At 65.4% G+C, this 23229-nt stretch carries 27 protein-coding genes and 3 tRNA genes; 14 read left to right on the forward strand and 16 right to left on the reverse strand.

What is annotated here, in order from left to right:
* Window position 1: 1 nt before the first annotated feature.
* On the reverse strand, window positions 2-1036 hold the full coding sequence (locus AC5FRW_RS17425) for a Gfo/Idh/MocA family protein (RefSeq protein WP_493569735.1): 1035 nt from the start codon (window positions 1034-1036) through the stop codon (window positions 2-4).
* 90 nt (window positions 1037-1126) lie between these two features.
* Window positions 1127-2146: an NADP-dependent oxidoreductase gene (locus tag AC5FRW_RS17430; RefSeq protein WP_493569736.1), complete on the reverse strand. Its 1020-nt coding sequence runs from the start codon at window positions 2144-2146 to the stop codon at window positions 1127-1129.
* Window positions 2147-2264: 118 nt separating this feature from the next.
* Between AC5FRW_RS17430 and AC5FRW_RS17435 the strand changes: the two genes are divergently transcribed.
* Window positions 2265-2804: a GNAT family N-acetyltransferase gene (locus AC5FRW_RS17435; protein WP_493569737.1), complete on the forward strand. Its 540-nt coding sequence runs from the start codon at window positions 2265-2267 to the stop codon at window positions 2802-2804.
* Window positions 2805-2879: 75 nt separating this feature from the next.
* On the forward strand, window positions 2880-4034 hold the full coding sequence (trpB, locus tag AC5FRW_RS17440; protein ID WP_493569738.1) for a tryptophan synthase subunit beta: 1155 nt from the start codon (window positions 2880-2882) through the stop codon (window positions 4032-4034).
* A gap of 204 nt (window positions 4035-4238) precedes the next feature.
* On the opposite strand, the gene AC5FRW_RS17445 is transcribed toward trpB, so the two are convergent.
* The 3 genes from AC5FRW_RS17445 to coxB are packed head-to-tail and all read right to left on the reverse strand — an operon-like array spanning window position 4239 to window position 7896.
* Window positions 4239-4508, reverse strand: coding sequence for a cytochrome C oxidase subunit IV family protein (locus AC5FRW_RS17445; protein ID WP_493569739.1), 270 nt, complete (start codon window positions 4506-4508; stop codon window positions 4239-4241).
* Between the two features lie 12 nt (window positions 4509-4520).
* Entirely contained in the window at window positions 4521-7130 is a 2610-nt protein-coding gene (locus AC5FRW_RS17450; RefSeq protein WP_493569740.1) for a cbb3-type cytochrome c oxidase subunit I, read from the reverse strand.
* Between the two features lies 1 nt (window position 7131).
* Window positions 7132-7896, reverse strand: coding sequence for a cytochrome c oxidase subunit II (gene coxB, locus AC5FRW_RS17455; protein ID WP_493569741.1), 765 nt, complete (start codon window positions 7894-7896; stop codon window positions 7132-7134).
* A gap of 155 nt (window positions 7897-8051) precedes the next feature.
* Here coxB and AC5FRW_RS17460 point away from each other — a divergent pair, with 155 nt between their 5' ends.
* Window positions 8052-8567, forward strand: a complete 516-nt coding sequence (locus AC5FRW_RS17460) for a DUF6789 family protein (RefSeq protein WP_493569742.1) — start codon at window positions 8052-8054, stop codon at window positions 8565-8567.
* A 657-nt stretch (window positions 8568-9224) separates the two neighbouring features.
* Window positions 9225-9938 carry a creatininase family protein gene (locus AC5FRW_RS17465; RefSeq protein ID WP_493569743.1) on the forward strand — a complete coding sequence of 238 codons (714 nt, stop codon included), beginning with the start codon at window positions 9225-9227 and terminating at the stop codon, window positions 9936-9938.
* Here AC5FRW_RS17465 and AC5FRW_RS17470 read toward each other — a convergent pair.
* Together AC5FRW_RS17470 and AC5FRW_RS17475 are read right to left on the reverse strand one after the other, a co-directional pair.
* Complete coding sequence (locus AC5FRW_RS17470) at window positions 9935-10390, reverse strand: DUF5790 family protein (RefSeq protein ID WP_493569744.1); 456 nt, start codon at window positions 10388-10390, stop codon at window positions 9935-9937. The two genes, AC5FRW_RS17465 and AC5FRW_RS17470, sit on opposite strands and share 4 nt — an antisense overlap.
* Before the next feature lie 137 nt (window positions 10391-10527).
* A complete protein-coding gene (locus AC5FRW_RS17475) occupies window positions 10528-11559 on the reverse strand; it encodes a DUF7544 domain-containing protein (RefSeq protein WP_493569745.1) in 1032 nt (343 codons plus the stop codon).
* An 81-nt stretch (window positions 11560-11640) separates the two neighbouring features.
* On the opposite strand from AC5FRW_RS17475, the gene AC5FRW_RS17480 reads away from it, so the two are divergent.
* Window positions 11641-11874, forward strand: coding sequence for a hypothetical protein (locus AC5FRW_RS17480; protein WP_493569746.1), 234 nt, complete (start codon window positions 11641-11643; stop codon window positions 11872-11874).
* Here the strand turns inward: AC5FRW_RS17480 and AC5FRW_RS17485 are convergent.
* Window positions 11832-12185 carry a dihydroneopterin aldolase family protein gene (locus tag AC5FRW_RS17485; protein ID WP_493569747.1) on the reverse strand — a complete coding sequence of 118 codons (354 nt, stop codon included), beginning with the start codon at window positions 12183-12185 and terminating at the stop codon, window positions 11832-11834. The genes AC5FRW_RS17480 and AC5FRW_RS17485 overlap by 43 nt on opposite strands.
* A gap of 90 nt (window positions 12186-12275) precedes the next feature.
* Here AC5FRW_RS17485 and azf point away from each other — a divergent pair, with 90 nt between their 5' ends.
* Window positions 12276-13049, forward strand: coding sequence for an NAD-dependent glucose-6-phosphate dehydrogenase Azf (gene azf, locus AC5FRW_RS17490; RefSeq protein ID WP_493569748.1), 774 nt, complete (start codon window positions 12276-12278; stop codon window positions 13047-13049).
* Here the strand turns inward: azf and AC5FRW_RS17495 are convergent.
* Together AC5FRW_RS17495 and AC5FRW_RS17500 are read right to left on the reverse strand one after the other, a co-directional pair.
* Window positions 13046-13660: a DUF309 domain-containing protein gene (locus tag AC5FRW_RS17495; protein ID WP_493569749.1), complete on the reverse strand. Its 615-nt coding sequence runs from the start codon at window positions 13658-13660 to the stop codon at window positions 13046-13048. The two genes, azf and AC5FRW_RS17495, sit on opposite strands and share 4 nt — an antisense overlap.
* Before the next feature lie 41 nt (window positions 13661-13701).
* Entirely contained in the window at window positions 13702-14202 is a 501-nt protein-coding gene (locus tag AC5FRW_RS17500; RefSeq protein WP_493569750.1) for an Ig-like domain-containing protein, read from the reverse strand.
* A gap of 87 nt (window positions 14203-14289) precedes the next feature.
* On the opposite strand from AC5FRW_RS17500, the gene AC5FRW_RS17505 reads away from it, so the two are divergent.
* A complete protein-coding gene (locus AC5FRW_RS17505; protein WP_493569751.1) occupies window positions 14290-15075 on the forward strand; it encodes a phytanoyl-CoA dioxygenase family protein in 786 nt (261 codons plus the stop codon).
* 154 nt (window positions 15076-15229) lie between these two features.
* On the opposite strand, the gene AC5FRW_RS17510 is transcribed toward AC5FRW_RS17505, so the two are convergent.
* Window positions 15230-15302 (reverse strand) — tRNA-Arg (locus tag AC5FRW_RS17510).
* Window positions 15303-15459: 157 nt separating this feature from the next.
* On the opposite strand from AC5FRW_RS17510, the gene AC5FRW_RS17515 reads away from it, so the two are divergent.
* From AC5FRW_RS17515 to AC5FRW_RS17530, 4 genes are all read left to right on the forward strand, one after another.
* Window positions 15460-15966 carry a hypothetical protein gene (locus AC5FRW_RS17515; protein WP_493569752.1) on the forward strand — a complete coding sequence of 169 codons (507 nt, stop codon included), beginning with the start codon at window positions 15460-15462 and terminating at the stop codon, window positions 15964-15966.
* Window positions 15967-16110: 144 nt separating this feature from the next.
* Window positions 16111-17559, forward strand: a complete 1449-nt coding sequence (locus AC5FRW_RS17520) for a single-stranded DNA binding protein (RefSeq protein WP_493569753.1) — start codon at window positions 16111-16113, stop codon at window positions 17557-17559.
* Between the two features lie 55 nt (window positions 17560-17614).
* A complete protein-coding gene (locus tag AC5FRW_RS17525; protein WP_493569754.1) occupies window positions 17615-18052 on the forward strand; it encodes a histone in 438 nt (145 codons plus the stop codon).
* A 4-nt stretch (window positions 18053-18056) separates the two neighbouring features.
* The gene (locus AC5FRW_RS17530) at window positions 18057-19064 is read left to right on the forward strand and encodes a histone deacetylase family protein (protein WP_493569755.1); all 1008 of its coding nucleotides are present in this window, start codon (window positions 18057-18059) and stop codon (window positions 19062-19064) included.
* Here the strand turns inward: AC5FRW_RS17530 and cca are convergent.
* Window positions 19043-20395 (reverse strand): CCA tRNA nucleotidyltransferase, encoded by a 1353-nt coding sequence (cca, locus tag AC5FRW_RS17535; RefSeq protein ID WP_493569756.1) that lies wholly within the window; start codon window positions 20393-20395, stop codon window positions 19043-19045. The two genes, AC5FRW_RS17530 and cca, sit on opposite strands and share 22 nt — an antisense overlap.
* Before the next feature lie 93 nt (window positions 20396-20488).
* On the opposite strand from cca, the gene AC5FRW_RS17540 reads away from it, so the two are divergent.
* The 3 genes from AC5FRW_RS17540 (at window position 20489) to AC5FRW_RS17550 (ending at window position 21968) form a co-directional block, all read left to right on the forward strand.
* Window positions 20489-20561: transfer RNA gene (locus tag AC5FRW_RS17540), tRNA-Asn, on the forward strand.
* 408 nt (window positions 20562-20969) lie between these two features.
* Window positions 20970-21076, forward strand: a tRNA-Ile gene (locus AC5FRW_RS17545).
* Window positions 21077-21260: 184 nt separating this feature from the next.
* Window positions 21261-21968 (forward strand): GIY-YIG domain-containing protein, encoded by a 708-nt coding sequence (locus AC5FRW_RS17550; protein WP_493569757.1) that lies wholly within the window; start codon window positions 21261-21263, stop codon window positions 21966-21968.
* A gap of 48 nt (window positions 21969-22016) precedes the next feature.
* On the opposite strand, the gene AC5FRW_RS17555 is transcribed toward AC5FRW_RS17550, so the two are convergent.
* The 4 genes from AC5FRW_RS17555 to AC5FRW_RS17570 all read right to left on the reverse strand — a co-directional run bounded on the left by AC5FRW_RS17555 (window position 22017) and on the right by AC5FRW_RS17570 (window position 23229).
* Window positions 22017-22298, reverse strand: a complete 282-nt coding sequence (locus AC5FRW_RS17555) for a hypothetical protein (protein ID WP_493569758.1) — start codon at window positions 22296-22298, stop codon at window positions 22017-22019.
* Window positions 22299-22408: 110 nt separating this feature from the next.
* Window positions 22409-22783, reverse strand: coding sequence for a CBS domain-containing protein (locus AC5FRW_RS17560; protein ID WP_493569759.1), 375 nt, complete (start codon window positions 22781-22783; stop codon window positions 22409-22411).
* Between the two features lie 93 nt (window positions 22784-22876).
* Window positions 22877-23044 (reverse strand): hypothetical protein, encoded by a 168-nt coding sequence (locus AC5FRW_RS17565; RefSeq protein WP_493569760.1) that lies wholly within the window; start codon window positions 23042-23044, stop codon window positions 22877-22879.
* The gene (locus tag AC5FRW_RS17570; RefSeq protein ID WP_493569761.1) at window positions 23044-23229 is read right to left on the reverse strand and encodes a hypothetical protein; all 186 of its coding nucleotides are present in this window, start codon (window positions 23227-23229) and stop codon (window positions 23044-23046) included. The genes AC5FRW_RS17565 and AC5FRW_RS17570 overlap by 1 nt, the downstream gene beginning before the upstream one ends.

The following is a 23229-nucleotide window of genomic DNA, read 5'->3' on the forward strand; positions in this document are numbered from 1 at the left end:
GTCACTCCACCAGATCGAGCCGTTCGCCCGCGTCGGCACTCCGACGTGCGGTCTCGATGATCCGGTGGGCCTCGCGACAGAAGGCCGGGTCGGCCGGTCCCTCGGGTTCCGCGCCCGTCTCCAGCAGGTCGGCGACGTAGGTAGCGAGGTTCTCGAATCGCTCGGGCAGGTCGTCCGGTTCGACGGCGTACCCCTCGGGCTGGTCGGCCGTCGTCACGCGAATCTCGGCCCGTGGGTCGCGCGTGCTGATCGCGCCCTCGGTGCCCACGATTTCGTAGCCCTTCGCGTTCTGGGGCTGGGTCTCCCACGGATTTGTGAGCATCCGCCACGTCGTCTGTAGCGTCGAGAGACCGTCGTCGTAGCGACAGATCGTCGAACTCTGTGCGTCCACGTCCATGTCGTCCGGGACGTAGCGCTCGGCGGTGACCGACTCGGGGAGGTCGCCGTCGCGGAACCACGTCGAGAACGTCGCTCCGTAGCCCAGATAATCGAGCATCGATCCGCCACCGGCCGCGTCGTCGTAGAACCAACTGCCCTCGGGCGGCGCGCCGGCGTTGCCCCCGTAGTACTGGACCTCGATCACGTCACCGATGGTCCCCTCGGCGACGAGGCGCTTGAGGGTGTGTTTGACGGGGTCCCACATGACCGGCCAGTTGACGACGAACAGCCGGTCGCTGTCGGCCGTCGCCGCGAGCATCCGGTCGGCGTCGGCGAGTGTCGCAGCCATCGGTTTCTCGATGGCGAGGTGGACGTCGTACTCGGCGACGCGCTCGACGAAGGCCGCGTGCTCGGAATTTCTGGGACATCCCATCACGATGTCGGGATCGGTCTCGGTGAGGCAGGCGTCCAGATCGTCGTAGGTGTCCCCCTCGTCGAGGTCGAGGTCCGAGAGCGCGGTCTCCATCGATCCCGTCGACGTGGCTGGCTCCTCGTCACACACTGCGACGACCGTCATTTCGGGGTGGTCGTGGAACCACTGGAGGTTCGTGTTCTGGTGCATCTGGTCGAAGTTCGCGCCGACGACACGGTAGGACATACCTGTTCGTCTCACCGGCGCTCGAAAAGGGTTGTGTGGGCTGTCGTCGAGCCACCAGGCGGTCCGCGAGCGTTCATACTGCCGGCAGTATCAGTCCGAGCGCTCGGCGACGTGGACGAGCTGTTTCCCGATGTTGTCGCCGTCGAACAGGCCGAGGAACGCGTCGGGTGCGTTCTCCAGTCCCTCGGTGACGGTCTCGCGGTACTGGATCGCTCCCGAGGCGACCCACTCCCCGAGCTGTCGTGTCGCCGTCTCGAAGCGGGGCTGGAAGTCGCCGACGAGGAACCCTTCGATGGTCGCGCGCGTCTCGATTAGCTTGCCGAGCTTTCGGGGTCCCATCGGGCGCTCGGTCGCGTTGTACTGCGAGATCTGGCCGCAGACGGCGACCTGAGCGTCGACGTTCAACTGCGAGAAGACGGCGTCGGTGATCGGCCCGCCGACGTTGTCGAAGTAGGCGTCGACGCCGTCGGGTGCGGCCTCGGCCAGTGCCGTCCGGTAGTCGTCGGTCGTCTTGTAGTTGATCCCGACGTCGAAGCCCAGTTCGTCTTCGAGGAAGGCGACTTTCTCGTCGGAGCCGGCGAAGCCGACGACGCGAGCGCCCTGCAGTCCTGCGATCTGGCCGGCCACGGAGCCGACCGCACCGGCCGCGCCACTGACGACGAACGTGTCGACCGCGGTCGGCTGTGCGACCTCTTTCGTCCCGAAGTAGGCGGTGCGCCCGGGCATCCCCAGCACGCCGAGCGCCGTCGAGATCGGTGCCAGGTCGGGGTCGACGGGGTGGAGTTCGGTGCCCGGTGCGGTCGCGTAGTCGGCCCACTGCAGGCGTCCCGTGACTACGTCGCCCGGTTCGAAGCCCGCGCCGTTGCTCTCGACGACCTCGCCGACGACGCCGGCCTTGAGCGGTTCGCCGACGCCCCACGCCTCGGCGTAGGAGTCACCGGCGGCCATCCGCCCGCGCATGTAGGGGTCGACCGAGAGATACAGCGTCTTGACGAGCGCCTCGCCCGGTCCCGGCTCCGGCACGTCGCGCTCGGCCAGTTCGAAGGTGTCCTCGTCGGGACGGCCCTCGGGTCGCTCCGCCAGCAGGAACACGCGGTTGGTCTCTGTCATCACTCTCCGTTGGCCGGGGCGTAGGAAGTGGCTTCGCACACGGCGGTGCTGTTTGTGGCTGTTGTTGTCCGGGCGAGCGAAGGCTGAAAGCGCTGGAGGACAACGGTCGACCAACGAGATGCACGGTGACGTTCGACTCAGGCAGTACGACCCCCGCGACGAGACGGCCGTCTGGACGCTCCACGAGTGGGCAATGGGCGCGGCGGGCACCGATCCCGACGACGTTCCGGGCACCGACGACCTCCGCCAGATCGAGGCACGCTACCTCGACGACGACGGGTCCTTCCTCGTCGGCGTCGCGGACGGTCTCGATATCGACGACGACCACGACTGGCCCCGGACGTTCGACGGGCGACTCGTCACGATGGGCGGCCTGCTCCCGTCCGAGGCGGGCCACGCCGACGAGCGGACGGTCGCCGGTGCGGCCGAACTCCACCGGATGCGCGTCGCACCGCCGGCACAGGGGCGTGGCTACGGACGGGAACTGCTCGCAGCACTCGAACGGCGGGCCGTCGAACTGGGCTACGACCTGTTGCTGGCGACGACGGCCCGGCGTCAGCAGGCCGCAGCGCGGTTCTACCCGGCGGCGGGCTACGAGGAAGTCGACCGGTCGACGATGGGCGAGTACGAACTGCTCCACTTCGAAAAGCGGCTGTGATCCCGCCAGCCCACCGCACTACGATCGTCGATCGTTATAGAAGCTTTATAACCATTCGTGGACGAGTAGCGTCGTATGTCCGACGGCGAATTCGAAGGATTCGGTGGACGACACGTCCCCGATCCACTGGTAGAACCGCTCGAACAGCTCGCGACAGCCTACGACGAGATCAAGGACACCGACGAGTTCCAGACGGAACTGCGGAATCTACTGGAGGACTTCGCCGGTCGACCGACGCCGCTCTTTCACGCCGAGACCCTCAGCGAGCGCTGGGGTGCGGAGATCTATCTCAAGCGCGAGGACCTGCTGCACGGCGGTGCCCACAAGATCAACAACACGCTCGGGCAGGCCCTGATGGCGAAACAGGCCGGGAAAGACCGCCTGATCGCCGAGACTGGGGCAGGCCAGCACGGTACGGCGACGGCGATGGCCGGCGCGCTGCTCGACATCGACACGGAAATCTACATGGGCCGGAAGGACGCGAATCGCCAGCGGATGAACGTGTTTCGGATGCGCCTGATGGGCGCGGAGGTCAACGAGGTCACGCGGGGCAACGAGGGACTGGCCGACGCCGTCGACGCCGCCCTCGAAGACTTCGCGCACAACGTCGACGACACCCACTACCTCGTGGGCAGCGTCGTCGGTCCCGACCCGTTCCCGCGGATGGTCCGGGACTTCCAGAGCGTCACCGGTGAGGAGGCCCGCGAACAGTTTCAGGAGCGCACCGGTGAGTTGCCCGACGCGGCTGTGGCCTGCGTCGGCGGCGGGTCGAACGCGATGGGACTGTTCCACGCGTTCCGTGACGACGACGTGGCGTTCTACGGCGGCGAGGGCGGCGGTGAAGGGGCTGACTCGACGCGCCACGCCGCGCCACTCGCCGATGGTAGTGAGGGGGTCATCCACGGCATGAAGACTCGCGTCATCCACGAGGACGTGGAGGTACACTCCGTCTCGGCGGGACTCGACTACCCCGGTGTCGGCCCGGAACACGCGATGTTCCGCGAGGTCGGCCGTGCCGAGTACCGCGGGATCACCGACGACGAGGCCCTCGCTGCCTTCCGCGACCTCGCCGAAGCAGAGGGGATCATTCCGGCACTGGAGACGAGCCACGGGGTCGCACTCGCGAAGCAACTGGCCGAGGAAGGCGACCACGACACCATCCTCGTCAACCTCTCGGGCCGCGGTGACAAGGACATGGAACAGGCCGCCGAGTTGTTCGAGCTGTTCTAGCCGACCGCGTTTCACGCTTTCTCGGTCGAGCGGCCGTTTGTCGGTGCCTAACAACGTCGCTGGAGACCGTCGCGGCGGTCATGCTCCTGTTTGGCCTCCTCCTCTGGCTGACACTCGCACTGCTCGCCTGGCTCTTGCTGTACGCGTACGGCGAGCGAGCACAGCAGGACGGCCTCGATACGCCGTCACCGTGACCGGCGTCGATCAGACGATCGAATAGGCCGCTGCCGCGGTCAGTGCCAGCGCGACGAGCAGGCCGCCACCGGCGAGATACGACACGGCGCGGGGTTCCCAGCGCAAATGCTGGTAGTAGCCCGCCACCAGCAGGGCCTTGATCACCGACAGGACCATGATGATCCCGAAGGCCAGCCAGTAGTTACTGTCGAGCAGGCCGACGGTCTCGACGAGGGCCTGCACCGTTGCGAACACGAACAGCACGCCGAAGACGACCGTGTACAGTTTGGTGTGTGACATGATTGGCTCACCTCAGAGGATGTAGAACAGGGGGAACAGGAACAGCCAGACGATGTCGACGAGGTGCCAGTACAGCCCGAAGTACTCGATGGGCTTCTCGTTGCCCATGTACGCGCCGCCCCAGGTCCTGACGACCATGTAGGCGACGATCACCAGCCCGATGATGACGTGGGCGGCGTGCAGGCCGGTCGTCAGGTAGAACGTCGACGACGCGAGGTTCGTCGTGATCCCCCAGCCCTCGGGGAACGCCGCCGAGCCGTGCAGATTGAACAGATGCAGCCACTCGATGCCCTTGTTGACGAGGAAGCCGATGCCCAGCGCGAACGTCGCACCGAGCGAGGCGAGCACGCCCCACTTCGACTCCCGCTCGGCGGCGACCATCGCCAGCACGACGGCGAAGGAGGAGGCAAGCAGGAGGTAGGTGTTCACCAGACCGGGGAAGGTGACGTGGGCCGCGGGGATCAGTTCGTGCCAGGCCTCCCAGCCGTAAGAAAACCGGATGAAGGCGTACGAGCCGATAAAGGCACCAAAGAGGACGATGTCGCTGGCGAGGAACGTCCACATGCCGAGTTTCATCTTCTCGACGCCGCCGTAGGGCCAGCGCTCGGCGATGGCCGGTTCGGGGGCGTAGAACGGCTCCTGTGCCATCCCGACGAGCGATCCGAGGGTGACGATACCCCCGACGAGTGCGAGTGATTCGTAGACCATCGCTCCCGTCCGCACGCCCGAGAGACCGAGGAACAGGACGAACCCGCCCAGACTGATCAGGAACGGCCAGAAACTCGCGTGGCTGGCGTGGCCGTCGTGGCCTGTCGGCTCGGCGGTTCCGGTCTCGGCAGCGAGGGCGGTCTCGGCGGTCGCGAGGCCGGTCCCGCCGGCCGTGCCGGCGTCGGCCGAGCGAGTCTCAGCAGTGCCCCCATCCGTGGCAGCACCGCCGGTGCCGCCGTCGGTGGCAGTGGCCCCGCCCGTAGCGGTCCTGTCGTTGCCCGACTGACGGCGTGCGATCTCCTCGTCGTCTAAGAACTCCAACCGTCCGCTGGCGTAACTGGGGACGCCGTCGAAGTTCTCCAGCGGTGGCGGGGAGGACACTGCCCACTCGGCGGAGGTGGCGTACTCCCACGGGCGGTCACCGGCCTCCTCGCCGTGGAAGTAGCTCGTGAACATGTTGTAGAACATGATGAGGAACGAGGCCCCGAGCACGAACGCGCCGACCGTCGAGAGGTTGTGCCAGACGGTCAGTTCGACGGGGTAATTGAACACCCGCCGGGGCGTCTCCCACGCGATGAACATCGGGAAATAGAGGAGATTGAACCCGATGAAGTAGATGGCGAAGTGGACTTTCCCGAGGAACTCGTCGTACATCTTCCCCGTGATCTTCGGGTACCAGTAGTACAGCCCGCCGAAGAGGGCGGTCGCGCCCGCGACCATCACGTAGTGGAAGTGCGCGACGACCCAGTAGGTGCCCCGGAACTGGTAGTCCAGCACCACGGCGCCGAGGAAGACGCCGGTGATGCCCCCGAGGATAAAGAGGAGCAGGGCACCCAGCGAGAAGAGGAACGGCGTCGTGAATCTGACTCGGCCCTTGATCATGGTGTAGATCAGCGAGAACACCATCAGGTCGAAGGGCAGGGAGATGCCGATGGTCGTCGCCATGAAGATGGTCTTGATGTTGAGATTGATCCCCGTGAGGAACATGTGGTGCATCCAGACGATGAAACTCTGGAGTGCGACGAGCACCATCGCGAGGATGAACCATTTGCGCCCGACCAGCCGACGGCCGGTAAAGGTCTGGAAACACTCGCCCATCACACCGAGGGCAGGGAAGAAGACGATGTACACCTCCGGGTGACCGAAGAACCAGAACAGGTGTGCCCACAGCATCGACGACCCCTCGTTGTTGGCGTCGGTGGCGAACGTCGAGCCGTCGATCTGGTAGGCGAAGTAGTTCGTCCCGACGATGTGATCGGCCGCCAGGATCATCAGCGCCGCAAGCAGGGCGGCGAAGGCAAACAGCATCATCCAGACGGTGAGATTGATCGAGATCGAGAAGATCGGCAGGTCCCGCATTCGCAGGCCTTCCGCGCGCATCCGGTACATCGTCGTCAGAAAATTGACCGAGCCAAGCGTCACCGCGGCCACGAACATGATCAGCGCCAGCACGACCGAGGTCGCACCGAGTGCCTCGCCGGGCATGTACGCCGGCGTGTTCAGGGGCGCGTACATCGTCCACCCGCCCGCGAAGGTGGTCCCCTGGAAGAACGAGATGCCAAAGAGCAGGCCCGAGAACAGGTAGAGCCAGTACGACAGCGCGTTCAAGCGTGGGAAGGCCAGATCGTCGGCCCCGATCTGGAGCGGGACGAGGTAGTTGGCAAAGCCAAAGGCAAACGGTGAGATGAACCAGAACACCATCAACAGGCCGTGCGTCGAGACGGCCTGATTGTAGCCGTTCTCGCCGAGGAAGTCCGCGGCTGGACTCAACAGTTCCACCCGGAAGAGCATCGCCAGCAGCCCTCCGAAGACGAGGAAGAAGAGCGCCGTGATCAGATAGAGGATGCCGATGTCCTTGTGGTTCGTCGTGAGGAACCACCGCTTGATCGACGATTTGGGTGGGAGATCGCTCATCTCAGGCACCTCCCGTCGCGGTCACGGCGTCGTTGCTGGGCGCTTCGATCCGTGCGCCCCCGTTCGTCGACTCGGTGCCGTTGTACCAGTCGTAAAAGTCGTCTCTGGGCACGACTTCGATGGTCGCGTTCATGTAGGAGTGACCGGAACCACACAGTTCGTAGCAGTTGGCCTCGTAACTGCCGACCTGCCGGCCGACGAACCACGTTCGGGTCTCCTGACCCGGGATCGCGTCGGTCTTGAACCGCAGTTCCGGCGACCCGAAGTTGTGGAACACGTCCCGTGAGGTGACGTTCAACACGATCATCTCGTTTTTCGGCACGCGCAGCGTCGTCGAGTTGGTCTGGCCGTTCGGATAGGTAAACGACCAGCCGAACTGGAACCCCTCGACGTCGACTTCGATGGCGTTCTCCCGGACGACCTCGTTGTCCGGGCCGGTATCGATGTACAGCAGCGTGCTGTAGGTCCAGACGATCAGCGAGAGGACGATCACCGCACTGATGCCAAAGGAGAGGAACAGTTTTCGACCGCCACCGCCGCCGGTGGGGAGTTCGCCCATCTGTGGCCGATCCCCGTCGGCTTTGGTCTCCTCGCCGCGCTCGCGGTACGCGTACGCGTTGTACAGCGTATAGGCGACGACGACGATGCCGACCAGCGTCCCGAGTCCGAGAAACACCCGGAAAATCTCTTCGAACACCGCTGCCGGCGTCCGCACGCCGCCAGCGTGGGCGAGCGGGAACTGTCGAAGCACGGTGTGCATAAGCATACCATGGATCGCCATTTCCTCATGATTGATAGCAATAGACCTTAGCTATTGTGGTCATACCGTCGACAGAATCCCTGCGGTTGGACTCCGCTGCTCGTGGACTGGGCCGAACACGTGCGGGAATCTTTTTATCCCTTGACATGCTATACCACGGCATGGTCGATACCTCAGACGGCGTCGACGACCCGGTCGACGACCTCAACGAAAACGAGCAGTTCGACAGTCTGGCCGGGATCATCGGTGACGGCGTCGTCGGTGCTGCAGGCGGACTGGTCGGCACTGCGTTGATGACCGTCGTCCTCCTGATCGCCGAGAGCCTCGGCGTCTTCGAGCGTGAGGCGTTCGCGCTGCTGACAGAACTCGTCGGTCTCGAACAGGTCGTGCCGCCGATCCTCGTCGGCTATCTGATCTTCCTCGGCGGCGGGATGTTCCCGTGGCCGCTGCTGTACGCCTCTCTCAAGGAGTACCTCCCCGGCCAGCGCGACCCCATCAGCGGGGCCTTCTTCGGCTTCGCCATCTGGACCGGGTTCGTGCTGGGATTTTACACCGGCCAGTCGGGGTTGGCACTGGCCGGCTACGCCATCCTGACGCTGTTGGCCCACGTCGCCTACGGCGTCGGGCTTGGACTGGTCTTCGAGTACTTCCAGACTCGGCCGGACTCGATCGTGTAGGGGCGAGCGGCGGCGACTGACGTTTCGGTCGGTGCAACCCTTGTTCTCTGGGGCTGCTAGATGATCGGGTGGTTCGATCTATTCTGGGTTGGAATGCAGCTGTGACAGAGAGTGCAAGAGTGACCAACAACTGAACGCCCTCGGCCCGCTGGGCGGTTCTGTGCGGGATATTCTCGCTGCGCTCGAATAGTGCCCGCACAGAACCGCCCAGACGCGCCTCGCCCGTTCATTCCGCCAGGCAACAACACAGCAGGACAGCACCGTAGCCACACACCTCCCCAACCGATTCGCTCCTTCCAGTCGCTCATCCCTCGCACAGTTCCGTCGCGTCACAAGGACGCGACAGCGCGCGCCACCCCCAGTTTGGTCAGTCGTGCGGCTGTACTGACCACCGAAAGATGAGTATTCGCGCGACCGAGCGCAGCGAGGGAGAGCCTTTTTCACCACCGTCAGAGCAAGCTCTGACGAGCCTCACTTCGCTTCGCTCAGTGAGACCATGTTTTTGCGCGAGTAGTGCGGGACCGGAGGTCCCGCATACCGTGCGAACGTGCGCACAGCGCCCGTGAGCAGATGGTTCGAGCGCGCCGAAGGCGCGACCCGAACCCGACGCGGAAAAAGATGGTTAGGCTTGTACGATCCGGTGTCGATACGACGGGTATGCACCTCTCGGACGTCACGTCGACCGATGCCGCGGACATCGACACCGACCTCGCACTGCTCCCGGTCGGGAGCACCGAACAGCACGGGCCACACGCGCCGTTGGGGACGGACGTGTTGACGGCCGAAGCCGTCGCTGCCGCGGGCGCGGAGGCCTACGACGGTGAGGTCGTCGTCGCGCCCGCGATCCCGGTCGGCGTCGCCGAGGAACACCGTCACTTCGCGGGGACGCTGTGGGTCAGCGAGGACACCTTCCGCGACTACGTCCGCGAGACAATCGAGAGTCTCGCCAGCCACGGCTGGGATCGGGTGCTCGTGGTCAACGGTCACGGTGGCAACGTCGATGCGCTCCGCGAAGTCTGTGGCCGGATCACTCGTGATGGGACTGCCTACACCGTCCCGGTCACGTGGTTCGACGCCGTCGACGCGCCGGACATGGGCCACGGCGGTCCCGTCGAGACGAGTCTCCTCCTGCACACGAACCGGGCGCTGGTCGACGAGAGTCGGCTGGACGAGGCCACTGCGGGGGCTGCGGATGGCTGGGGAGAGTTCGAACACGGCGTCAATCTGGCCTTCGACACGGCCGAGTTCAGTGAGAACGGCGTCGTCGGCGACCCGCGCGAGGCGAGCGCGGACCGCGGACAGCGACTGCTCGACGCGGCGAGCGACGTGCTGGCGGACCTGCTCGATACCGTCAGTGAGCGCGAGCGCTAGGCCTCTGCTTCTTCCGCGTCGGCGTCGGCCTCAGCGTCGGCGTCGTCACCCTCGTCGGCCGACTCGGCGAACTCTTCGAGCGTTCCTCGAAGCTGTGGGATCGTACTGGTGAGGTCGCTCACCTGCTCGCGAGCATCCTCGACGTCTTCGATCAGGGCTTCGAGGTCTTCGATGGCCTCGGCGAGGTCGTCGGCGTCCTCGAAGGCGTCGGCGCGCTCGCCCATCGTGTACCACTTCTTTGCGTCGCGCAGGTGTTCCTCGGCGTCGTCAACGTCGAGTGCGCCCTTGAGTGCGTTGAGCACGCCGAGCGTGTTGTCCGCCTCTACGTCCCAGATGTCGTCGGCCGCCGGCAAGACGCTGCGGGCCTCGTCGAGGGAGGCTTCAACGTCCTCGCGCATCTCGGATGCTGCCTCACCGAACAGTTCGTCGTCGTCGAGCGTCGATTGGCTCATACACTCGTCTTCGAGCGGTGGTGGGTTAAAAGCCCGCCTGAAAGTGAAAGTGTAACCGCACGACACGAGGGGGTCGCTGTCTCGGAAACCGAAAGGAGTGGGTTACTCGTCCCCAGCGACAGATCGTCGCCGTGATCTCACTCCCAGGCGTCAGTCGCAGTGTCGCCGTACTCCTCGCCGCGAATCTCGGCGCGAATGTCGGGAATCGGGTCGAGATCGGGGGCGATGTCGCCCAGCACGAGCAGGGCGTAGTACCGCAGGAACGACTGTAGCGGGGCCTGCACGAACCCGGAGCCAAGCAGGAACAGGACGAACGCGATGACGCCGAGCACCGCGAGGACGGCGAGTGACGCGGCACTGGTCCCACCGACGGAGACGATGGCGAAGCCGACGAGACCGAACGGAATCCCGAGGACGAGCAGCACGAACACCGTCGCGAAGGCAGCGACGATGCCGATGCCGATGCCGAGAACCACGCTGATAACGATGTAGACGAGGAACTCAGCGATGTCGTCGGTCATCGCCGACCAGACACGACCCCACGCAGAGAGCAGGCCGCGGTCTTCCGCGAGCATCACCGGGACGACGAACACCTTCGTCAGGCCGACGACCAGCCCCGTGACGAGCGCATAGAGGAAGAACGCTGGTATCAACAGCAAGAAGATGCCGGCGACGGCCGCAGTCTCGGAACCGCCGATCACGCCCAACAGGAGCAAGGCAAAGGGGATGCCGATCAGGAGCAATCCGACGAGACCGATGGCGAGCTGGAAGCCAAGCAGGCGCAGGCCGTTACCGACGTTCTGGGAGAAGTACTGGCGGATGTGGACCTCGCGCTCGAACAGCGACGTGACGAAGACGAACTCCATGATCGGCGAGATAACGATCAACGCGAGGACGATCAAGACGAACAGCGCGATGAGTGCGATGACGAGCCCACCGACTGCGGCGTCGGGCAGTGCCATCCCGGGATCGGCCGTCGGTGGGCCACTGGTCCCGCCGTCGGCGAACTGCGGTATGTTCGATCCCCAGTTCGCCGCGCCGCCACCACCGCCGGCGACGAAGATCATAATCACTGCGAGTCGGAGCCACTTGCGGAACTCGAATGGGAGGAGGAACGCCTTCGTTGCGTCGATCGCGTCGTCGATGGCGTCCAGGGCGGCGTATGCCATGGTCGGGTGTACACCCACCTGGGCACTAAAATTACCGCTTGCTCCATCGTAACACATCACATGGGAGTGTCGGCCCCACAAATGGCTGGCAGCGACGCCGGGCTGTCCACGGTGTCGACGGTCGGCGGCTATGCCGACGCGTCCACGGTGTCGACGGTCGGCGGCTATGCCGACGCGTCCACGGTGTCGACGGTCGGCGGCTATGTCGACGCGTCCACGGTGTCGACGGTCGGCGGCTATGTCGACGCGTCCACGGTGTCGACGGTCGGCGGCTATGTCGACGCGTCCACGTCGTCCACTGCCATCATCGGGTAATCCCCTTCCATCTGCATACTGGTCTCGACGACGACGCCCTCGTAGTCGATGGTCATCTCGATCTCGGCGAACTCGCCGGTGAACTCCGTGTAATCGGCCGATTGTTCGGCAAGTGTCTCGCGCAGCAGGTCCTCGCGGATGTCGACAGTCACCGCCTCGCAGTAGGGCTGGTTCTCGATGGCTTCGGCCATCGCCGCCGCCAGCGAGTCGGCACTGTCGGGGCTGATCGGCGTGCCGGCGAACTGGTGGTACAGCGAGCCGAACTTGATGCCCGCCTCGAAACAGGCGACTTCGGAGTCTGTCGGGTCCATACCCGCCCGTCGGCCCGACGTGACGAAAGGCTGTCGAGAGGTGGCCGAAACCGCAAGCTACGTATCCGTGCCCCCGCTGTCTCTACCTGAATGGACGAGCCTGTTCTACTCACGGGTGCTGGCGGCGCTGTCGGGGAGGCGATCCTGGGTGGGCTCGGGGACAGCTACGAGTGGAAGCTCATGTTCCACAGTCCGCCGGTCGAGGAACCCGACCACGAGTACGTCGTCGGCGACGTGGCAAACGACGAGGACGTGCAGGCGGCGATCGAGGGCGTCGGATCGGTCATCCATCTGGCGGGCGACCCGCGACCGGACGCCCCCTGGAAGTCCGTCCTCTCGAACAACATCGACGGCACCCAGAAGATGTACGAAGCAGCGATCGAGGAAGGCGTCACGAAGTTCGTCTACGCCTCCTCGAACCACGCCGTCGGTGCCTACGAGGACGAGCGCAAGCCCGACCTCTATCGCACCCACGACGACTTCCGTCTCGACGGCACCGAGTTCCCTCGTCCGGGCAATCTCTACGGCGTCTCGAAAGCCACCGGCGAGATCATCGGCCGTTACTACCACGACGAGTACGGCATCGACGTGTGTAACATCCGCATCGGCAACCTCACCAAGGGCCACCCGCCGATCGACTACGAGCGCGGGCAGGCGATGTGGCTCTCCTATCGAGACTGTGCCCACATCCACGAGCGGGCACTGAAAGCCGACTACGACTTCGAGATCGTCTACGGAATCTCCGACAACGACCGCAAGTACTACTCCTTGGAGCGGGCAAAAGAGGTGCTTGGCTACGAGCCACGGGACAACTCCGCACACTTCGACGGCGAAGAACGAGTCGTCGAGACCGATCCGTCCTAGTCGAACAGGCCGTCGACATCCGCTGCTCGATTCTCCCGGCGCTGTACGTGCTCGACGAGTCGCTGAGCGATGATCGGTCGGTGGTCGGGTTCGCGGACAAACGAGAAGACCAGTCCCGTGAACGCACCGCTCTCGCCGGCGTCGATCTCTTCGTGGGCCCACTCACTGGCCTGCTCGACCGCGGCCACGTCGTAGCCGTCTTCGTCGGCGAGGACGCGTGCCGCGACCGCGGTCGCGTCGGCGCCTAGTTCCTCGTAGGAGAGGACGACCCCTTCGTGAGCCAGTTCGGGTGCGTCGCTCGGTTCGAAGCCCTCGGGATCGTCTGCCATCCGTTCGAGGAACGGCCGCAGGGGATCGAGGTCGACGCCTCGGTACGGCGAGGGCAGGCCTGCGAGGTAGTCCCGGGCGCTCTCGGCCAGTCCCGCTGCGCCCGTCCAGTTCTCGTCGTGGGCGTGATACACGACGGCGGTCAACTGGATCAGTCCGTGGAGCAGGCGCTCGTCGTCGGTCCCCTGTGCCAGATCGAGCCAGTGGTCCTCCCAGGCGTCGTGGGCCGCGTGGAAGCGCCCTTCGTTGTAGATCGCGATCCCGGCCCGGAGGTGGTCGCGCATACGCCACGTTCGACCGGCGCAGTGAAAAGCCGCGTGGACCGTCACTCCTCGACGACGATGACGGCATCCTCAGGGAGGTCCGACCTCCCGAGTCGGGCAATGGCGTTCGACCCCATCTGTACGTCGTAGGGTTCGACGTGCCACGAGTACGTGTACTCCGGCCCGTTCTGTACGTCGATCGACAGGCTATACTCGCCAGTCGTGTCGATCCCAGTGTCGAGTTCGCGGCTCTCGTCTTCGGCCAGTTCGACAGTCTCGTCAAGGAGCGTCGCCTCGCCGTCCGTGACGGTGACTGTGACCGTCATTGCCGGGCCGGCGTTGTCGAGTCGGATTGCAATGGGATCGTCCGGCGCTGGTGTGACCGCCGTCGGCGTTTGAGTGGCTGTCTCGGTCGACGACTGTCGATCCGTATCGCTCGATGGCGACCCACTCTCTGGGGCGTTCGTCGACGATGCGTCGGATCCGGGGTCTGACGGCGCGACACAGCCGGACAGCGAAATTCCGGCGAGACCGACTGCTCGGAGGAGGGCGCGTCTGTTCACACCGGACGGTCCGGCGGGCCTGATAAGTGCTTTCTGCGAGCGGTTTGGACCGCAAGGATTAGTTGGTGGTACCACCCAATCGCTTCCATGCCACTCAGCGACGCGCAGTTCGAACAGTACCAGCGAGACGGCTACGTCGTCGTCGAGGACGCCCTCTCCGACGAGATGGTCGACCGCGTGACGACTCGTCTTCGGGAGTACACCCACGGCGACCGCGAGCCGGCGCGCTTCCAGTCACAGCTCGAACCGGCCGTCGAGCGCGGCGAGATCGAAGTCGACGAGGAGGGCGACGCCGTCCGGAAGTTCGAAGGGTTGGGGATGGTCCAGACCGACGATGTGTTTCGGTCGGTCGCCGAACACGACCGGATCTCCGATGTGGCGGCGGAACTGCTGGGACCGAACCTCAAGCTCCTGCGCAGCGCGGCGATGTTCAAGCCCCCGGAAGTCGGCAGCGAGAAGGGGTTCCACCAGGACGCCGCCTACTATCCGATCCAGCCGATGGACCACGTCACGGTGTGGATCGCGCTGGACGAGGCCACGCCCGAGAACGGCTGTATGAACGTCGTCCCCGGCGCACACAAAGACGGACTGTTGGGCCACGAAGCCGTCGAGTACGACACGGACATCGTCATCGCCGAGCGTGACTTCTCGAAGGACGATGCCGTTCCGGTGCCGATGGATGCCGGCGACGCCCTCTTTACCCACTGTCTCGTCCCACACTTTACTGCTCCCAACACCACCGAGACGTGGCGGCGCGCGCTCATCATGTCCTACATGGACGCCCGGTCACGCTTCACGAAATCCGACGCGGAGCGGCCCGACTGGGTCGACTCGATCCACATCCGGGGCGAGGAGTTCCCCGGCTGTGTGTAGTGAGTCTGTGACCGACGACCCCTCTATAGTAACAATTGAAACGATTCACACACCGATCGCACTGCCCTCTTGTGATCGGGTGTGCAGTGATTTTCAATGGCTACTATCGTTCGGTCAGTCGAGCGCAACCGCTCGCCGTTTAGTGAAAGGAAAACGTCCGGACAGCGATTTGAACGCTGGTCCCTGGCTCCGCAAGCCAAGAGGATAGTCCACTACCCTACCCGGACTCATCTTGATGGAAGGGGGAGCGTTGTAAAGGGGTTACGGTTCTGCCGGGCACTGCCAGCCAGTACCACTGCGCGAGGATCGTACGTGACTCGCTCGGCCAAAACGTCGTCCGAGTGACCACATGACTATTAGTTTCATCCCTTTGTTGTGTCGAATATGCGACGACGGACGGTCCTCACGGCGGCCGGGGCACTCGGTGTGGGATTCGCCGGGTGTGTCTCCGACGCTCCCGACGAAGCGACCGACGAGACAACGGCCGACGAAGCGACCGAAACTGCCACACCAAGGGCGACAACCACCGAGACACCCATGAAACCGACACTCACCGACACGACGATCGAACGGCAGAGCAACGACTGCGGCCAGCAGACCAACACGGCGACGGTCACGTTCGACGACCGGCGTGTCGTCGTCGAGGGGACGATCTGGGCACCGGACCCGGGACACGGGCCGACGATCACGGCGGACTACGACGCCGGGGCGGACACGCTCTCGGTGACGGTCGCTACCGAGGATCAGAGCGACGGGCCGGTCGCCCAGTGCATCGCCGAGATCGAGTACCGCGCGACGGCGACGTTCGCGGACGGATTGCCGGGGACGGTGACGGTCGTTCACGAGACCGACGACGGCGCTGTGACAGTCACGACGGGCGAGCGCGAGTGAGGGCGAGCGGCCCCGAACTTATCAGGGGTGGCGACACAGGCCCGCCATGGTCTCGACGACGGGGGAGCAAACCGCCAGACGTGAGCGGGCCGTTCACGCAACGACAACGCTTAAGCGCGGGCCAACCTTGGGATTTGTACAATAATGGGTGCGATAGCAGACATCTACGCGGACCTCGACACGGACGAGGTATCCGAGGAGGAGTTCCGTGAGGCCGTCGAAGAGAAGGTCGAGCAGATGGGCGGGCTCGCGGACGAGGAGACCGCCGCGATGTTGCTCGCCCACGAACTCAACGAGAACGAGGTCAACGCGGTCGCGGACATCGAGCCGGGGATGGACGAGGTGAAGTTCCTCGCGAAGGTGATGGCGATCGGCGACCTGCGGACGTTCGAACGGGAGGGCGACGGCGAAGACGAACCGGACGAAGGTCGAGTGATCAACGTCGAGGCGGCCGACGAGACCGGCAGTGTCAGACTGGCGTTCTGGGATCAGGAAGCCGCGTCGATCGACGAAGGCTCGCTCGATGTTGGGGACGTGTTACGCGTCGCCGGTCGCCCCAAGGACGGTTACAACGGGCTGGAAGTGTCGGTCAACAAGGCAGAACCGGACCCGGACGCGACCATCGACATCGAACCCGGCGGGGGGTCGTCGATCGACGCGCTGACGATGGGCCAGTCCGACGTGGACGTGCGCGGGGTCGTCCTCGACACCGACTCGATCCGCACCTTCGACCGGGACGACGGTAGCGAGGGCCGCGTCGCGAACCTGACCATCGGCGACGAGACCGGTCGCGTGCGTGTGACGCTGTGGGACGACCGGGCCGACCGAGCCGATGAGATCGACCCCGGGACGGCCGTCGAGATCGTCGACGGCTACGTCCGCGAGCGCGAAGGCAATCTCGAACTCCACGTCGGCGACCACGGGGCCGTCGACGAGATCGACGAGGAGGTCGCCTTCGAGCCACAGTCACAGGCCATCGACAACGTCGAGATCGGCGACACGGCCGACATCGCGGGCGTCGTCCGCTCGGCCGATCCCAAGCGCACCTTCGACCGGGACGACGGCAGCGAGGGACAAGTCCGAAACATCCGTCTGCAGGACGGCAGCGGTGACATCCGCGTGGCGCTGTGGGGCGACAAGGCCGACAAGGAGATCGCTCCGGGCGACGAAGTGCTGGCGGCCGACGTCGAGATCGACGACGGCTGGCAGGACGACAAGGAGGCCTCCGCGGGCTGGCAGTCGACCGTCGTCGTCCTCGACGGGGCCGCCAGCGCCGCCGGTGGTGCGGGTGGCCAGCAGGACGGCGCCGGACAGGACGCGAGCGCTGACGGAGGCAGCGCCTCGGCGGGACTGGACGACTTCGCCGACGGCAGCGTCGATACCGGGACGACCGACGAGTCCGACGACGGTGCCGACGAGGGCGAAACCGTCGAGTTCACCGGCACGGTCGTCCAGACCGGCGACCCGGTCGTGCTGGACAACGGCGAGGAGACGATGAGCGTCGAGACGACCGAACGCGTCCAGCTCGGGCAGGAAGTCACCGCCCGTGGCACGCTGCGCGACGACCGTCTCGACGCAGCCGACGTGTTCTGACGCGACGAGCGACGTTACGGAAACCCTTAAGACCGCGACAGCCCCGCTCTTGTGTATGAGCGTCGAGTTACCGTTTGCGCCCGTCGACACCGTGATTCGACGGAACGCGGGTGGATTGCGGGTGAGCGCCGAGGCTGCGGAGGAACTGGCCCGCCGAATCCAGGAGTACGGAGCCGAACTGGCGGTCGCTGCTGCCGACGAGGCGACCGCCGACGGGCGCAAGACGCTGATGCCCGACGACTTCGAGATCGACGACGTCCGTGACAAGGACGCGCTCGAACTCCCGGTCGCGCCGGTCGACCGGATCGCACGACTCGACATCGACGGCAACTACCGGGTCGCGATGGACGCCCGTGTCGCGCTCGCGGACATCCTCGAAGCCTACGCCGACGACGTGGCCGCTGCCGCCGCCGAACTGGCACACCACGCCGACAGGCGGACGATCAAGGCAGACGACATCGAGACGTACTTCGAACTCGAACAATACTACTAACTGAATGAACTTCGGCTACCGCGAGGTCTGTCTCGACCACGATACGGGTCCGCGCCACCCCGAGAGTCCCGACCGACTCCGGGCGATCCGGCGCGGCCTCGCGGAGTACCACGGCGTCGAGTACGTCGCCGCCGGTGACGTCGACGAGACACTCGTCCGCGAGGTCCACGACGACGACTACGTCGACGAGATCAAGCAGTTTTGCAAGGACGGCGGAGGCAACTGGGACGCCGACACCGTCGCCGTCGAGGCGACGTGGTCGGCCGCCCTCGCCAGTGCCGGACTCGCCGAGTGGGCCGCCCAGCAGGCGCTCGCCGGTGCCGACGGCCGCGAGACGCCCTTTGCCCTCGGGCGACCGCCGGGCCACCACGCCGTCGAGGACGACGCGATGGGATTTTGCTTCATCGACAACGCCGTCGTCGCCGCTCAGTCGGCGCTGAACGACGGAGCCGACGGCGTCGCCATCTTCGACTGGGACGTCCACCACGGCAACGGCACGCAGGACATCTGCTACGACCGGGGCGACATCTTCTACGCCTCGATCCACGAAGAGGGGCTGTACCCCGGCACCGGCGAAATCGGGGAGACCGGCGAGGGCGACGGCGCGATGACGACCCTGAACGTCCCCTTCTCGCCGGGTGCCGACACGGTCGACTATCTGGCGGCCGTCGACGAACTGATCGGGCCGGCCATCGAGGACTTCGACCCGGATCTGGTGCTGGTCAGCGCCGGCTTCGACGCCCACCGCCACGATCCGATCTCGCGGATGCGAGTCTCCTCGGAGGGCTATGGCCTGCTCACCCAGCGGATGCGCGACGTGGCCGCGACCTGTGACGCCGGGCTCGGGTTCGTCCTCGAAGGTGGCTACAACCTCGATACGCTGACCGATAGCCTCACCACCGTCCACGAGGTGTTCGACGGCTACCAGCCCTCACAGCCCGACGGCGAGGTCGACGACGACGCCCGCGACGTGCTCGATCGACTCGTCGATCAGGGCTTTGGCTCGAAGTAACGGGCCAGTTCGACGCCGAACTCCTCGGCGAGTGTCCCGACTTGCTCACCGACCAGCACCTCGTAGCCCTCTTCGAGTGCCGACTCGACGTGGGTCCCCAGCGCCACGTCGAAGACGGCGTCGCTGTCGAGCAAGGACGTCGCCGTCGTGAACTCGCGCTCGCGCTCGACGACGTAGCGGTCGCCGTCGATGTAGGGACCGGTCGCGTCGCTGTCGGCGTACTTCTCGCAGAACCCCTCGGCGTGAGCACGCACGTGAACCGGTGGTCCCTCGTGGCGCTCGACCGCCGGCCGTTGGGCGACTTCGAGCTCGGCAAAGAGCACCGCCTGCTCGTCGGCGAACGCTTCGGACCGGAGCACGTCGAATCCGTGCCGATCGAGGGCGTCGGTCAGGCCCGACAGCGACCGGGCCAGCTGGGGCCAGAGCTGATCGTCGACGAGTTCGGGTGCGTCGAAGACGACCGCGACCGGCGTCGTCCCGCGACCGGCGACGCGCTCGCGGACGGTCGCTGCGTCGATCGGCGCTGGCTCGTCGGGTTCGAACAGCGACGCTCGGGGGTCCGTGAGGAGGTCCCGAGCGTAGTGCTGGAACGTCGCGAGCTGTCGGGCCGACAGCACCGCGGCGACGTTGCGCTCGGGGTCGGTCGGGTCGATCATCACGAGCGGATCGTCGAACGCCGCGGTCCCGTGGGTCTCGGGATCGAAGCGGACCGGCGGCGACCAGTCGGCCGCGACCTCGACCAGTGGACGAAAGCCGCCGTGTTCCAGCACCAGTAGCTCGGTCAGATACCCCGAGAAACCTCGGGTTTTGAGGTCGCTACCGTAGACGCCGACGCCTTTCATGAACTGCTTGCAGACGCGCACGTCCCCCGCGAGGTCGTCGTCGAGGTGCTCGTCGAGATACCGCGTGTGGAAGGGCGTGCGGTCGACAGCCGACTGGATCGCAGTCGCGTCGGCCACGTCGTAACAGGGCACCAGATCCACGTCGTAGCCCTCGACCGTCCCCTTCACGTAGGGGTGTTCTGCGTACTCCTCGTGGCCCGATGGCAGGACGGCGTGGCCCACGTCGAGACCGTACTCCTCCAGTCGCTCCCGGTCCAGATCGGCCGGAAAACAGACGAACAGGTCCACGTCTCGGTCGCCGGCGGTCCACGTCCCGCGGGCTGTCGACCCGACCTGCACGACCCGGGCTTCGACTGGCAGGTCGGCGATGGCCGCCTCGGCCCGCTCTCGAAGCCGCGCTGCGACTGCCTGTAACTCCGCGCGCTCCTCGGCGTCGGGCGTCACCCGCTTGCGGACCCGCTCGATGACGGCGTCGACCTCGTCGCTCATGGCGCGGGCTTTGCGAGGCGTGCGTGAAAGCGTGTCGATGGCAGACGGAAAGCGAAAGTCCTATACAATAACTCGGGCTACTGTGGGATGCGAGCCGCCGTAGCTCAGTTGGTAGAGCACCACGCTGTTAACGTGGTTGTCCCAGGTTCGAGCCCTGGCGGTGGCGCTTCTCTCGGCGCGCAACATGGTGAGCGAAGCGGGCCATCCGCGCGCCGAGTGTGCGGCCTTCACCAGGGATCGTGCCGACGAGTCGCAGCCCGGAACGACCGAACGGAGTGAGGTCACACGCCCGGAACGTCTTGGCTCGTTCGAGCCCTGGCGGTGTCCGAAAATCGCCCGGCGATTTTCGGGCCAATCAGGAATCGCCGATTCCTGATCGTGGCGTACATTTTCCCGAAATTCACGGCCCGAGAGACGTTGTCTCTCGATGGCGTCCTTCTGTCGGCGACGACCCATGAGAGGCGATAACCTCGAACGCCGTCGCCGACGAATGCGAGAACTGCCCTCGCACCGATGACCGCCAGCCCCTCGAAGACGGTAGAATTTTGTCGACCGGTCGGGAACCCGACAACGAGGGCCCTTAGCTCAGTCTGGTGAGAGCGCTCGGCTCATATTTCCACGCTCGTCCGCGAGGTGGAAGGGGTCACCGAGTGGTCGATGGTTCGAATCCGTCAGGGCCCATTTTGCTGCGAACGACAGTGAGCAGCAGATGGCACACGCGAATTCGAACCCCAGCAGACGAACGCAGTCAGTCTGCAGTCGGTTCGAATCCGTCAGGGCCAATTCAGCAGACCGTGACCCTTCGTCGACGGGACAGCGGCCGTCACCACAGTTCCTTTCAACGACGCTATCGAACGACGGCGCAATGAGTCGCGTCATCGATCTCGATCGGTTCTACGATCTCCTTTCGGATCTGGAGCAGGCCGCCGGTGGGATGCGGTACCTCGACGACTGTACGGGCTACATGGACTGGCCCGAGCGCGGGGTGTACTTCTTTTTCTCGCCCACTGAGTCGCGTGACGACGGACAGCCCCGTCTGACGCGGATCGGGACTCACGCCGTGTCAACAGGCAGTGGGACCTCGCTGTGGGATCGACTCCGCGCACATCGGGGCATCAACAGTGGAACGTTCGCTGGTGGGGGTAATCATCGCGGATCGGTCTTTCGAAAGCGGGTGGGTGAGGCGATCTGTGAGCGCGATGGTCTCAACGGAGTCTATCCCGAGTGGGGGACGGGCAGTAGCGCCGAACGCGAGATACGGCTCAAGGAGACGGGTCTCGAACGGCGTGTTACCGAGTACGTCGGCTCTCTCCCCTTTCTCTGGCTCGCGGTCGACGACGAACCCGGTCCGACGAGTGATCGCGCGTTCATCGAGCGCAACGCACTCGCACTCGTGAGCAACTACCGCACTGAGCCACGCGACATGCGATCAGGCGACTGGCTGGGGACGCACTCGCCGGTGCCGGCGATCCGTCGGTCTGGTCTCTGGAACATCGACCACGTCGACGAAACGTACGATCCCGACTTCCTCGACGTGGTCGACGACTACATCGCGGAGACGGCTCCGTTGTGACCGGTCTCGGGAGACGTGGGCACGAACGGACGGTGACGCCGTCGGCGCTCAGGACTGGGCTTCCAGCGCGTCGGCGATCGCCTGCAGTTGGGCTTTCCTGAAGGCAGTCTCGTGATCCGCTGGATCGGCGGCGTCGGTCTCACCGATCGCATCGAGGATCGCGGCCCGCATCGCCGATTTCGACGGGGTGGGGTCGGTGTCGATGTCGGCGTCGACGTGTTCACAGATCGCAGCCAGCGCTTCCTTGGTGAACGACGAGGAGACCTGTCGCTCGTAGCGGCCGACGGCGACGCGAATCTGGTTCCGCAGTGCGGAGACGGTCGGTGCCATGGCGCGAGTGGCGGCGGCCCGCGTAGTGTCTCTTGTGGTTCGCGGAGCGCCGGTGTTCCCACACGCCCGGCGGGCGGCGTGTCGACGAACACCGGGGCACGGCGAGGAGATCAGGCGAACTCGGTCGTGGTGTCGGTCGAGGAGACCATCCCGACGTAGTCGCCGTGGTCGTCCATCACGGGCAGGTGCTTGATCCCGAAGTTGATCATCATCGCGGCCGCTTCGCCCAGTTCCGTGTCGGTCTTGACACGCTCGACTGGTGAGGTCATCACGTCGCCGACCAGCGTCGCCTCGGGGTCGGCACCGTCGGCCACGACGGCGACGACGTCGGTCGTGGTGACGATTCCGGCCTGTGCGCCGGGGACGAACAGGCCGTTGATATCGTGTGTTCGCATCTGCTCGGCGGCCGCGCGAACGGTCGCGTCCGCTGCGATGGTCTCGATCGGCGTCGACATGACATCTTCGACGAGGACGGTGTCTGTCATGACGAGACCAACGGTCCCGGCTGGTATTGTCCTTTCCCCGGTCGTCCCCGCTCTGGCGTGGCCCGCCACGCGGGGCATGGCGTCGGTCCCAGCCTACATCGCGCCGGCGACGCCGCTGCCGATCGCCACACCACAGTCGGCGCAGGCGACGAGGTAGAACCGTTTGGCGGCGGTGAAAAAGCCGTTCTCGGAGTCCATGTCGACGAACTCCACGTCCTCTGGCGTGTCGAGTGTCCCATTGCATTCGGGGCAGTGGGCCATCAGGCCGCACCCCCGTTGGACTTCGCACCGGCGACGCCGCTACCGATGGTCACGCCACAGGCGGCGCAGTTGGCGGTGTAGAACCGCTTGGAGGCTCGGATGAATCCAGTCACCGCATCGGTTTCGGCAAACTCGATGTCGTCGATGCTCGCGAGAGTCGTCTGGCATTCAGGGCAGTGTACCAT

This window comes from Halomicrobium sp. HArcht3-1 (genome assembly GCF_058933345.1).